The sequence below is a fragment of the Clostridium sp. CM041 genome (assembly GCF_055081035.1).
Genome location: NZ_CM143648.1, coordinates 3,286,240 through 3,298,658 on the forward strand (window position 1 = coordinate 3,286,240; position 12,419 = coordinate 3,298,658).

10 protein-coding genes and 1 other annotated feature are annotated in these 12,419 nt (G+C 32.7%); of the genes, 5 read left to right on the plus strand and 5 right to left on the minus strand.

The window, feature by feature from the left end; all coding sequences use genetic code 11:
• Window positions 1–274 precede the first annotated feature (274 nt).
• The 4 genes from ACWJJT_RS15505 to ACWJJT_RS15520 form a co-directional block, all read right to left on the minus strand.
• Window positions 275–673, minus strand: a complete 399-nt coding sequence (locus ACWJJT_RS15505) for a hypothetical protein (RefSeq protein WP_216302021.1) — start codon at window positions 671–673, stop codon at window positions 275–277.
• A 2-nt stretch (window positions 674–675) separates the two neighbouring features.
• Window positions 676–888: a helix-turn-helix transcriptional regulator gene (locus tag ACWJJT_RS15510; RefSeq protein WP_216302022.1), complete on the minus strand. Its 213-nt coding sequence runs from the start codon at window positions 886–888 to the stop codon at window positions 676–678.
• A gap of 191 nt (window positions 889–1,079) precedes the next feature.
• Window positions 1,080–1,286, minus strand: a complete 207-nt coding sequence (locus ACWJJT_RS15515) for a hypothetical protein (protein ID WP_462955337.1) — start codon at window positions 1,284–1,286, stop codon at window positions 1,080–1,082.
• Window positions 1,287–1,629: 343 nt separating this feature from the next.
• Complete coding sequence (locus ACWJJT_RS15520) at window positions 1,630–2,652, minus strand: ABC transporter substrate-binding protein (RefSeq protein WP_462955338.1); 1,023 nt, start codon at window positions 2,650–2,652, stop codon at window positions 1,630–1,632.
• Window positions 2,653–2,825: 173 nt separating this feature from the next.
• Window positions 2,826–3,051 (plus strand) — a binding site (T-box leader).
• 83 nt (window positions 3,052–3,134) lie between these two features.
• Between ACWJJT_RS15520 and ACWJJT_RS15525 the strand changes: the two genes are divergently transcribed.
• The gene (locus ACWJJT_RS15525) at window positions 3,135–5,777 is read left to right on the plus strand and encodes a valine--tRNA ligase (RefSeq protein WP_462955339.1); all 2,643 of its coding nucleotides are present in this window, start codon (window positions 3,135–3,137) and stop codon (window positions 5,775–5,777) included.
• Between the two features lie 1,111 nt (window positions 5,778–6,888).
• Here the strand turns inward: ACWJJT_RS15525 and ACWJJT_RS15530 are convergent.
• Window positions 6,889–8,322 (minus strand): DDE-type integrase/transposase/recombinase, encoded by a 1,434-nt coding sequence (locus ACWJJT_RS15530; RefSeq protein WP_258280699.1) that lies wholly within the window; start codon window positions 8,320–8,322, stop codon window positions 6,889–6,891.
• A gap of 174 nt (window positions 8,323–8,496) precedes the next feature.
• Between ACWJJT_RS15530 and ACWJJT_RS15535 the strand changes: the two genes are divergently transcribed.
• The 4 genes from ACWJJT_RS15535 to ACWJJT_RS15550 are packed head-to-tail and all read left to right on the plus strand — an operon-like array spanning window position 8,497 to window position 12,371.
• Window positions 8,497–9,414: an ABC transporter permease gene (locus tag ACWJJT_RS15535; RefSeq protein WP_216303284.1), complete on the plus strand. Its 918-nt coding sequence runs from the start codon at window positions 8,497–8,499 to the stop codon at window positions 9,412–9,414.
• A gap of 16 nt (window positions 9,415–9,430) precedes the next feature.
• Window positions 9,431–10,369, plus strand: a complete 939-nt coding sequence (locus ACWJJT_RS15540; RefSeq protein WP_462955340.1) for an ABC transporter permease — start codon at window positions 9,431–9,433, stop codon at window positions 10,367–10,369.
• A gap of 14 nt (window positions 10,370–10,383) precedes the next feature.
• On the plus strand, window positions 10,384–11,394 hold the full coding sequence (locus ACWJJT_RS15545; RefSeq protein ID WP_216303283.1) for an ABC transporter ATP-binding protein: 1,011 nt from the start codon (window positions 10,384–10,386) through the stop codon (window positions 11,392–11,394).
• Window positions 11,394–12,371 (plus strand): ABC transporter ATP-binding protein, encoded by a 978-nt coding sequence (locus ACWJJT_RS15550; RefSeq protein WP_216303282.1) that lies wholly within the window; start codon window positions 11,394–11,396, stop codon window positions 12,369–12,371. The genes ACWJJT_RS15545 and ACWJJT_RS15550 overlap by 1 nt, the downstream gene beginning before the upstream one ends.
• Window positions 12,372–12,419: the final 48 nt, after the last annotated feature.

The following is a 12,419-nucleotide window of genomic DNA, read 5'->3' on the forward strand; positions in this document are numbered from 1 at the left end:
GTAACTAGGATATTTCTTTCTATTTTATTTAAGTGAAAATTAAACTAACCTAATTAGCACTTGTCTGCCACCGCTGTTAGCGGTTTAGTTCAATAAATCTGTAGGTGGTTCAAAAGATATACAAATAACATTTACGGTTAAAAAGATAAATGGTACATTATGGAAAACGAAGAACCGGCCTAAATTTTAAAATAGGCCTTTGAATTTTAGCAAAACAACCGTACTTACCTTATTTGTGGATAACTTTTTTTATGGAATGAATTAATTATCTGATTTATAACCATTTTGTTATAACAGCACCAACCCCAATTAATATATATAATACCATCATATATACGATCAACATACCAGTTTCAATAGAATGAACACCCATTGAATATAGAATAAGTAAAATAGCCCCACTACCCAAAAGAACAACGTAAAGTACAATCATAAGATAACGTTTCAAAAGTAGCAGAGTTCGTTCATCAGCATCTGGAATATTACCATTTCTTTTTTTATTCCACTTATATAAAATCAAAGTTATGATATTTCCGAATGCTAACCCACCTATAATAGGCATAACATATTCAATAGGGTCTTCACCAAAAATATACATACCCCAAAAACCACCTATCATCATACATAACATGATAAACACCCAACCAAAGATTTGCAATTTTTTATTTTTCATAGTTATTCCCCCTTTGATTTTCCTAAATAAAATAATTCCTCAATTGGCACATCAAAATACTGTATTAATTTTAGTGCTAACTCCAAACTGGGATTATATTTATTTTTCTCAATTGCATTTATAGTTTGCCTCGTAACTTGTAAATCTTCTGCCATTTTAACTTGTGTTATCATCTTTTCTTGACGAATTTCACGAATATGATTTATCACCCTCATTTGTAGCCCTCCAATCAATAAGTAAAGATATCTTTACTTATATTATAAAGAAAATATTACTGAGTGTAAAGATATATTTACACTAAATATATCTCTATATCTTAGAAAAATGGTATAATAGGGTATATTAAAATAACAATTCAAGAGGGAAGCCATTTTATTTGGGACTTCCCTTAATTTATATATTAATATTATTCTTTATTTCTTTTCATTAGCTCAATATATAATTTTGGGTCTGCTTCTGATTTGTAAACAAATACCTTCCACTTACCATTTTCGTTTAAAAGCCCTATATATCCTTTTGCTGTATCAGTTCGTTCAGCCTTCCCATTAGTAGAAATAAACTTCAATTTAGCTTCATAATAATATCCAGCTTTATCTTCTTTCTCACCATACAAATTTTTATCTAAGATAAAGTCTAAAAGACTTTTGGGGCGATTGTAGAGAAGTAATAGTTTCTTTATATGACATTCCTCTTAGACACATATTGGGGTAGTTGCATAATAAGGGTATACTAAAATAAATAACAAATATTTTTATGCGCAAAAAAAAGTATATATTACGTATAATGCATTGAAACTAGCTTTAGAACCCCTTATTTTATTTTTAATTAAGAAACGCTCAGAAAAACATATGTTTGAGCGACAGCGAGTTTATGTTTTTTAGCAAATTAATTAAAAATAAAATTAGTAGTTCTTAGCGAAGTGAATGCATTAATAGTAATGTATACTTTTTTACTTTTTATTTTAAGTCTTTTACGGCTTTGTCGCTAAAGGAATTGTTGACGATTTTATTAAAAGATGGTCTTTCGGGAATTAACGCTGCGTTATAAGATTGTATTATATCCATAAGCTTTGTTAAGTCATCTGATTTTAATATTGGGTTCGGCGCAAAAGCATTTATATCTCTATAGTTTTTAATGGATGAAGTAAGAACAGCCTCATCTGCGCCAGGGAAATAAGATTTAATTGAAGTCATTACTTCTTTATCGGAATGACTACTTACCCATTTTTGACCTTTATATATTGCATTAGTGAATTTTTGAACCATTTCTGGATTTTTTTCTATATAAGATTTTGTGGAAAAAAAACATGTATAAGGTATGGTTCCAGCGGACGCTCCGATGGAGGCTACAATATGTCCAGAATTATCTTTTTTCATCATACTAGCACTAGGTTCAAAAAGAGTAACATAATTACCTGCTCCGCCCTTGAAAGCACCGGACGTAGCTGTGAAAGCGAGGTTTGTAACAAGATTTATATCAATAACTGGTTTAATACCATGATTTTTTAAGACATACTCAAAAGCCATTTCAGGTACGCCGCCAGGTCTTCCTCCTATTACAGTTTTACCCTTTAAGGATTCCCATTTGAAATTCGCTTCAGCATTTCTGCCTACTAAGAAAGATCCATCTTTCTGTGTTAATTGTGCAAAAATAACAGGATAGTCTTCTCGGTGTTGATTATAGATGTAAATAACTTGCTCAGGTCCACAGAAACCTATATCTACAGATTTGCTTAATACCTGCTGCATAGTTTTGTCCGCTCCTTGCCCAGTTGAAAGGTTGATTTCCATACCCTCTTCTTTAAAGAAGCCTTGAGAAATAGCTGCATACATAGGGGCATAGAAAATAGAACGAACTACTTCACTTAATTTTACTTTGACTAAAGCATCACTAGGTTTCTTTTTACAGCCGGAAAATAAGGTGGTTATCAAGGCGAAAGAAAGAAACAGGGAAAAAATCGAAATTTTTTTAAGCTTCATAGATACCTCCATATTATATAGTTGCTATAATTATATAATATGAAAGAGCGTGTAGATGTGACATTTTAAATTCAAAAATGAAATACCTTGACATATGTAAATTAAGAGGTATACAATAAATGAAAGACAAGTGAATAATAATTGAACAACTAGATAATAATTTCATAAAACATTCAAAAGCGTAGATGAAGAGGAGTAGGGGAAAATAATATTAAGAGAGGAAGATCCAGAGGCTGTAAGATCTTCTATATGAAAAACCTTGAAGGTAGCTTCGGAGCTTCTTTGCCAATTCATGTAATTATGAGTAGATGGCAAAGACGGTTTTCTTAATCGTTAAATTTTAAAGAGCCTGCAAAATTGTAGGAAAAAAGGTGGTACCGCGAGCTTTTCGTCCTTTTATAGACGAAGGCTCTTTTTTTATTGTTTGAAATTTATTGCTAAAATAAATTGACATACTAATTATTGTTTAGGAGGAGTTAATAATGGAAGAAAATAATAATATTGCTAAGAATTATGATCCAAAAGAGTTTGAAGAACGACTTTACGCATGGTGGGAAGAAAAAGGATTTTTTACTCCAACCGTTGATAAAGATAAAAAACCATTTACAATAGTAATGCCCCCACCAAACATTACAGGAAAATTACATTTAGGGCATGCTCTTGATAATACTCTTCAAGATATTCTAATAAGAACTAAAAGAATGCAAGGGTACAATACCTTGTGGCTTCCTGGTGAGGACCATGCTAGTATTGCAACAGAAGTAAAGGTTGAAAATGAACTTTTAAAAAAAGGGCTTAAGAAAAAAGAAATGGGAAGAGAAGCCTTCCTTGAAAAAGTTTGGGAGTGGACTAATGAATATAGAGAAAAAATAAGAGGACAAATAAAGAAAATGGGATGTTCTGTTGATTTTACTAGGGAAAGCTTTACTATGGATGAAAACTTAAACCATGCAGTAAGAGAAGTTTTCGTTAAATTATATAAGGATGGACTAATATACCAAGGCAATAGGATAACAAATTGGTGCCCAAAATGCATGACGGCAATTTCAGATGCTGAAATAGAGTTTGAAGAACAAGAGGGGCACTTCTGGCATGTTAAATATCCAATAATAGGTAGCGATGAGTTTTTAGAAATAGCTACCACGAGGCCGGAAACTATGCTTGGAGATACGGCGGTAGCTGTAAATCCTAAAGATCCACGGTATACACATTTAGTAGGAAAAAAAATAATGCTACCTCTAGTAAATAGAGAAATACCAATAATTGCAGATGATTATGTTGATATAGAGTTTGGAACAGGCGCAGTTAAAATTACTCCAGCACATGATCCTAATGATTACCAAGTAGGAAAAAGACATAATCTTCCAGAAATAGTGGTTTTGGATGAAAATGCAGCTATATGCGAGGGTTATGGAAAATATTCAGGTCTTGATAAATATGACGCAAGAAAGGTCATGGTAGAAGATTTACATAATGCAGGACTACTTGTTAAAATAAAAGACCACGCTCATAATGTAGGTACTCATGATAGGTGTAAAACCACTGTAGAACCAATGTTATCAAAACAATGGTATGTTAAAATGAAATCACTTGCAAAACCAGCTATAGAGGCTGTACGGGAAAATAAAACTAAATTTGTTCCTGAAAGATTTGAAAAAACATACTTCAATTGGATGGAGAATATTCAAGATTGGTGTATATCAAGACAGTTATGGTGGGGACATAGAATACCAGTATGGTATTGCAAAGATTGTGGGGAAATTATAGTTACAGTTAATGCGCCAACAAGTTGCAGTAAATGTAATAGTACAAATCTTAATCAAGATAAAGATGTGCTTGATACTTGGTTTAGTTCAGCATTGTGGCCTTTCTCAACACTTGGCTTTCCAAATAACACAGAGGATTTAAAACAGTTCTATCCAACAAGTGTTTTAGTAACTGGATATGATATTATATTCTTCTGGGTAGCAAGAATGATTTTTTCAGGGATTTATAATTTAGGGGAAGTGCCATTTGAAACAGTAGTAATACATGGAATGGTTAGAGATGATCAAGGAAGAAAAATGTCTAAGTCACTGGGAAATGGTATTGATCCATTAGACGTAATAGACCAATATGGTTCAGATGCGTTAAGGTTTTCGCTCGCAACAGGAAACTCTCCAGGCAGTGATATAAGGTTCTATGAGTCAAGAGTTGAAGCAGCTAGAAACTTTGCTAATAAAATTTGGAATGCTTCTAGATTTGTTATGATGAACAATAATTGCGAATTAATGGAGAAATATAAAGATAATAAAAATTACACTGTTGCAGACAAATGGATATTATCAAGAATGAACACTGTAATAAAAGAAGTTACAGAAAATATTGAGAAATATGAAATAGGGATAGCGCTTCAAAAGACTCATGATTTCATGTGGACAGAATTCTGTGATTGGTATATTGAACTTGTTAAACCAGTATTATACGCAGAAGATGGAGAGGCTAAAGGCATCGCATTAAATGTATTAAACAATGTATTAAAAACTGGGCTTAAATTACTTCATCCTGTTATGCCATTTATAACAGAAGAAATTTATACTCACTTAGATAATGAGTATGAATCTATAACGATTTCTAAGTGGCCAGAGTATGACGATGCTCTTAAAGATGAAAAAGCTGAAGAAAATATGAATTATATCATAGAAGCGATAAAAGACGTAAGAAATGCTAGATCGGATATGAATGTAGCACCTTCAAGAAAAGCTAAAGTATTTATATATGCTACAGAGGCAAAAGAAGCATTTGAGGAAGGTATGGTTTATTTTCAAAAACTTGCATCAGCTAGTGAGGTTAAGTTTCTAGCTACAAAAGCCGAAGCCCCAGAAAATGTAGTTACAGTAGTAACTAAGGGCGCGCAGGTATATATGCCATTACTTGAGCTTGTAGACTTAGAAAAAGAATTAGAAAGATTAAATAAAGAAAAAGAAAAACTAAAAAAAGAAATAGATAGAGTAGAGAAAAAGCTTTGTAATGAAAGATTCACAGCTAAAGCTCCAATTGAAGTGGTTGATGAGGAAAAAGCTAAGGGCGAAAAATATAAAGAAATGTATGATTTAGTAATTAAAAGTATAGAAAACTTGAAATAATCTTTAAAAAAGCAAGATAAACTATAGAATAGACACTTGAAAAGTCTATTCTATAGTTTTTTTTGTTTTTACCATACAAATAAAAAGTTGGAATATTGAAAAAAATGAATGGTGTGAGTTCAGCATACCAATAATTATGCAAGGTGTATTGATAAAGAACTGGAGAAAAGATTCTCTAATTTGATCTACTATAAGATAAGTGAAAAAAGGTGAATCTAATTTAGAGGTGGCCAACTATTAAAATAAATGAAACATATAAAAATATATTTCATTAGTTTAATTCTATTATTAATTCCTTTTTCATAAATAGAAATATAGATTACTATGAATTTATTTTCATAATGAAACCTGTTATATATACTGATGTATTTTACAAAACATACAAAATATATAAAAAACATGAAGGAATCACAAATAAAATATGGATAATATATGGATTTACTTACAAAAAATACATTGACTTCTGGAAAAATATTATTATACTTAAAATAAGATTAAAGGGGCGGACCTACGATAGTGCAAAATAATACTGTGAATATTTTTCAAATCAGCATTTATAAAGGTTAAGATGGCTATGAAATATGAAGGAATATAAAAGATATATGAATAATATATTTAATTATTTTATTGTTGTAAAATGGACATGTTAAAAAAAATCGGATAAATCAAATGATTTGATAACGGAATAGTTACATGAAAATATTTTAAAATGAAATATTTATCCGGAGCAACTTCAATAGTGTAAGTAATTCGAATCTTTCAACAACGAGACAATCTTGTATTCTTAAAATTAATAAAGGTAAGATAATAAGCTATAATTCAAAAAACAAGATTAGTGTTTATATAAGGGGGAAGAAAAGTACCAATATTATAAGGATAGTGTTAACTAATCTATGAAAAAACAAGATTAAAAATTTTGGAATTTAAATTGCACCTTGAAAAGTGAAAATATACCTTAAAGGAATGAAATATTAGTTTTGTCTTCATCAAAACCTTGTAATTTTTTTGGTAAATAAAAAAAGTCAGCAAAAATATACCTAATCAGATTGTTCCTTTTTTACGGAACCCTGCCGGGTAAGAAAATTCAAACTATATTAAAAGGTAAATTCACTTATACAACCTGTTTTTCTATTATAAGTTGCTGTGAAAGTTCGATTAACTTTTGCCATTTTGCTGGCATAGTAGAAATCTTTTCAAGTTCAGGGATTGAGTTCAATGGTCCCCAATAAGCGTAGCTATGTGGGCGGAGAAAGTTGTAATATGCTACAAACAACGCCAAGTGCGTGTTGGAACCTTCTTCACTACCAAAGCCATTTGTAACCCTATAGGAAAATTTAAATGTTCTGTTGAGACGCTCTATTATTTGTTTAAGCCAACGATATTCGGTTGAAATAGGATCAGAGTTAGTAAGACCAATTACTTGGATTACATCGAAGTCCATGCCGTTAAGTTTAAACTGTTGCTCAGCAAGCTTATATGCAGTATAGCCATCAGCAACGAATTTAAGTGACTTGCCGGGAAACTCTTTGAACTTATCGAAAGCCATACGCATAGTCAAAATGCAAGGGCCAGTATCACGGCTAAAAGACGCTTGGTATCCTAAAATTGATTTCTTGATAGCGTCCATAACAAGCCAAACATATTGATGGACTCCTTTGACTTTAGTATAAGTTTCATCAGCAGCGAGGTAATCAGTAGGCTTATAGTCATAATTATCGACAAAGGGTTTAACTAAAGCGGCAGCTGTGACGGCGTATCTGCTAACCATGACATGAGATATTTTAACTCCATGTATTTCCCAAAGAGCAAGCGCCGTACGGCGTGTAGATAATCCTAAATTAATGTTATATGTTAGACATAGGCCCATTACATGAGACGAAAAATTTCTGAAATTTAGGCTAGTAGCACCTTTTGGCATAGAAGATAAATCTACATCAAAATAATTCGTTGTAAACTCACGATAAATGTAATGCAGTTTAAATCTGTGCTTATCTTTCTTGTATTCTTTAATATCTTCAAGAGAAAGCCTTGAAAGAGAATTCAGGTAATAATTACATTTTTTATTAACACATTTATGGATATAAAAGTTTTTACGGTCCTTCTTCTTACTTAAAGAGTGTCCACAAAATGGGCAAAGGAAGCTCTCAGTTTTAAAATTAACCTTATTTTTGTTGAAATGCAGATCACAAACTTTGCACCAAAGCTGCCCACGGCCTCCAGCGTTATCGTAGATATAGATGTGCGGAGCGCCACATTGAGGGCAGATGGTCTCTGGGGATACTGGATATTTACCACGAGAATTGACAGGTTTTTTATCCTTACCATGAGAGGTTTTATACTCATCTAATAGTTGATTATAATTAAGCTTTTCAAAAGTTTTGATAGTAGGCAATTTGTCTACAGTAAGTTTTTTATATTTAGGACTTGTCATATCGTATTTTGGAACTTTTAGCGGTATATTTTTAGCAATAAAAATAAGTAATTGTTTAATTTGAGAAAGTAATACTTGATTATAGGTAACTAACATTGATATAATTGTACTCACAATGACACCTTCCTTTTGGTATTTTGTTGAGTTCAGATACAACAATTATATCAAATAGAGGGGGGCATTGTTTTTTTATTTTAAAAACAACTTAAATCCTTGCAAATTCAAGGATTTATATAAAAAAAGTAAAGATAGTGTTTACACTATCATTATAAGATGGGGGGGCAAAAGATGTTAAATTTCTTTGTTAAAAGACTATTTTCAACTGTGATTACAATCTTCGTCGTTATCACAATAACTTTTTTCTTAATGCGATTAATGCCTGGCGGACCATTTTCTGGTGAAAAAAAGCTTAATCCACAGGTTTTAGAGAATTTGAACAAGAAATTTGGTTTGGACAAACCTGTATTTAAACAATACACTATGTATCTAAAAAATCTTTCGCATGGGGACCTAGGTCCTTCAATGACATATGAAGGAAGAACAGTTAATGAAATTATAGGATATTCTCTTCCGGTTTCTGCTAGATTAGGTGTGGTTTCTGTAGGGTTTGCTATGGTATTAGGTGTATATCTAGGAATAGTTGCAGCCCTCCATCAAGGAAAATGGCCGGATAAATTATGTATGTTTATTTCAACCATTGGAATTACGGTACCAAGTTTTGTAATTGCGACACTAATGATTTATGTATTCGCAATAAGGATGGGTATATTTCATGCCATAGGGCTTGAATCTCCTATGGATTATGTTCTTCCGTCAATTGCTCTTGGAGCATCTTCGATGGCCTTTGTTGCAAGACTTGGAAGGTCGGCTTTACTTGATGTTATAAGGACGGATTATATTAGAGTTGCAAGGGCTAAGGGACTTTCTAAAAATGCAGTTATATATAAACATGCTTTAAGAAACTCATTAATTCCTATTGTAACTTATATTGGACCACTTCTTGCTGCTGTTTTAACTGGTAGCTTTGTAATTGAAGGGCTGTTTGGTATCCCAGGTATGGGCCGAGAATTCATTACAAGCATAACAAACAGAGATTACACCGTGATAATAGGTTTTGTAACTTTAGATGCTACCTTCTTAGTACTTTCTAATTTTGTTGTTGATATACTTTACGCAGTAATTGACCCAAGAATAAAAATTGAATAATAGGGGGTGCATAAACATGGAGATAAATAGTGAGTTATTTGAAAAAATACCAAATGACAAGAAAAAAATGAATGAGATAGTTAGACCAAGTGAAACTTATCTACAGGATGCTTGGAGAAGATTAAAACAAAACAAGCTTGCGATGGGAGGATTAGTTTTTGTTATATTAATAACTATACTTGCTATAGTTGGCCCAATGTTATCAAAGTATAATTATTATTCTCAGAATTTTAGAATTGCAAACCAAAACCCTAGTGCGACTCATTGGCTCGGTACTGATAAGTTTGGTCGCGACCAATTTGTAAGAATATTATATGGAGCAAGAATTTCACTTATGATTGCATATGTTGCAAGTATATTAAATCTTGTTGTAGGAATTTTGTATGGTAGTATTGCAGGATATGCAGGTGGTATTGTTGATAATTTAATGATGAGGATTGTTGATGTAATTTGGTCAGTACCTAGTATGATTTATGTTATTCTCTTGATGGTTATACTTACTAAACCAAATCATCCATCAGCCGATGGGGGTATGTTAAATATTATAATTGCAATGGCAATATCCTTTTGGGTGGTAATGGCAAGAATAGTTCGTTCGCAAGTTATGGCACTAAAGGAACAGGAATTTGTCCTTGCTGCAAAGGTTTCAGGTGCGTCTAGCATGAGAATAATACTAAAACATCTTATTCCAAATAGTATGGGACCGATAATAGTAACAATGACAATGTCTGTACCGGGTGCTATTTTTACAGAAGCTTTTCTTAGTTTTATAGGACTTGGAATTTCTGCACCTCAAGCATCATGGGGAAGCCTTGCGTCAGAAGCATTAGATGGATACCAACTTTACCCATTACAATTGTTTTTCCCGGCGATGGCAATATGTTTAACAATACTTGCATTTAATTTCCTTGGTGACGGCTTAAGAGATGCTCTAGATCCAAAGATGAGAAAATAAGTAAGGGGGAAATTATGGAAAAATTACTTGAAATAAATAATTTAAAAACATCTTTTTTTACACATGTAGGAGAGGTGCAGGCTGTAGGTGGAGTATCCTTTTACTTAAATAAAGGTGAGGCTCTTGGAATAGTTGGAGAATCCGGAAGTGGAAAAAGCGTTACTATGATGTCACTTATGAGACTACTTGCTGATACAGGGAAAATAATAGATGGTGAAATGCTATTCCAAGGAAAAGATTTAGCAAAGATTTCCGAGAAAGAAATGGAAAAAATAAGAGGAAATGAAATTGGAATGATATTTCAGGACCCCATGACTTCCCTAAATCCTGTATTCAACATAGGTAATCAAATAATGGAACCATTACTTAAACATAGAGGATTAAGTAAGCAAGAAGCTTTTGATAAGTCAGTGAAAATGCTTTCATTAGTTGGAATCCCAAGTCCTGAAAAAAGAATGAAACAATACCCTCATGAATTTTCTGGTGGTATGAGACAACGTGCAATGATTGCTATGGCATTATGTTGTGAACCAAAATTGTTAATTGCAGATGAACCTACAACAGCCCTAGATGTTACTATACAGGCACAAATTCTTGAACTTATGAAGGATATTAAAGAAAAATTAAACACTTCTATTATTCTTATAACGCATGATTTAGGCGTGGTTGCAGATGTTTGCGACAGAATAAATGTTATGTACGGTGGATTAATTGCAGAGACGGGGTCTACTAAGGACTTATTTTATAATCCAAGGCATCCATATACTTGGGGGCTTTTAAATAGTATTCCAAATCCCCAAAGTACCATAAGGGAAAAACTGAAACCAATAGAGGGTCAACCGCCAGATTTGTTAAAACCTCCTGTGGGATGTCCATTTGCAGCTAGATGTAATTATTCTATGAAGATTTGTGAAAAGCAAAGACCGCCATTATTTCAAATTAGTCCTGAGCATAATGCAGCTTGCTTTCTAAATCACCCTAGTGCACCTAAGGTAAAAGCACCTGTTGGAAGGGGGAGTTTATAATGAGTGTTGAAAAAGTATTAGTTGAAATAAAAGATTTGAAAAAATATTTTCCTGTTAAAAAGGGATTGTTTGGTACAGCTCATAGTTATGTAAAAGCAGTAGATGGTATTTCTTTTACGATCAATAAAGGTGAGACTTTAGGGCTTGTGGGAGAATCAGGCTGTGGTAAAACAACCTGTGGAAGAACAATAATAAAGCTATATGAACCAACTGGTGGACAAATAATATACGATGGACATGATTTATCAAAGTTAAGTCAAAAGCAGATGCTTCCTTATAGAAAAAAAATTCAAATGATATTCCAAGACCCCTATGCTTCGTTAAATTCAAGAATGACTGTTGGCGACATAGTTGGTGAATCAATTGATATTCATGGTGTTTATAAAGGTAAGGATAGAATGGCAAGAATTCAAGAACTGTTAACAACGGTGGGATTAAACAGTGAACATTCTAGCAGATATCCACATGAATTTTCTGGCGGTCAAAGACAAAGAATTGGTATAGCTAGGTCTCTAGCAGTGCAACCAGAATTTATAATTTGTGATGAACCTATATCTGCACTTGATGTTTCCATACAAGCACAGATTATAAATATGCTCGAAGAGTTGCAAGAAAATATGGGATTAACATATCTTTTTATAGCTCATGATTTATCAATGGTTAAGCATATATCAAATAGAATTGGAGTTATGTATTTAGGTAAAATGGTTGAAATAGGTAAAAGTGATGAGGTATATAGCCTCCCAATGCATCCATATACTCAGGCGCTACTTTCGGCTATTCCAATACCGGACCCTGAAGGTGCAGCACTAAGAAAGAGGATTATGCTTGAGGGAGAAATACCATCACCTATAGATCCTCCACCGGGATGTAGATTTAAAGGTAGATGTAAATATGCTAAGGCAATATGTTCAGAGGTAGACCCAGAGCTTAAAAATTTAGGGGCAGACCACTTTGTGGCTTGTCATTTATTTTAAATGGTATAAAAATTTTGTTTAGCGAATATATTATTGAGTATAATTCGA

What these genes read in the sequence shown, in the direction of transcription:
- ACWJJT_RS15505 (WP_216302021.1), bottom strand. Translation starts at nt 673, where the DNA reads ATGAAAAATAAAAAATTGCAAATCTTTGGTTGGGTGTTTATCATGTTA.
- ACWJJT_RS15510 (WP_216302022.1), bottom strand. Translation starts at nt 888, where the DNA reads ATGAGGGTGATAAATCATATTCGTGAAATTCGTCAAGAAAAGATGATA.
- ACWJJT_RS15520 (WP_462955338.1), bottom strand. Translation starts at nt 2,652, where the DNA reads ATGAAGCTTAAAAAAATTTCGATTTTTTCCCTGTTTCTTTCTTTCGCC.
- ACWJJT_RS15525 (WP_462955339.1), top strand. Translation starts at nt 3,135, where the DNA reads ATGGAAGAAAATAATAATATTGCTAAGAATTATGATCCAAAAGAGTTT.
- ACWJJT_RS15535 (WP_216303284.1), top strand. Translation starts at nt 8,497, where the DNA reads ATGTTAAATTTCTTTGTTAAAAGACTATTTTCAACTGTGATTACAATC.
- ACWJJT_RS15540 (WP_462955340.1), top strand. Translation starts at nt 9,431, where the DNA reads ATGGAGATAAATAGTGAGTTATTTGAAAAAATACCAAATGACAAGAAA.
- ACWJJT_RS15545 (WP_216303283.1), top strand. Translation starts at nt 10,384, where the DNA reads ATGGAAAAATTACTTGAAATAAATAATTTAAAAACATCTTTTTTTACA.
- ACWJJT_RS15550 (WP_216303282.1), top strand. Translation starts at nt 11,394, where the DNA reads ATGAGTGTTGAAAAAGTATTAGTTGAAATAAAAGATTTGAAAAAATAT.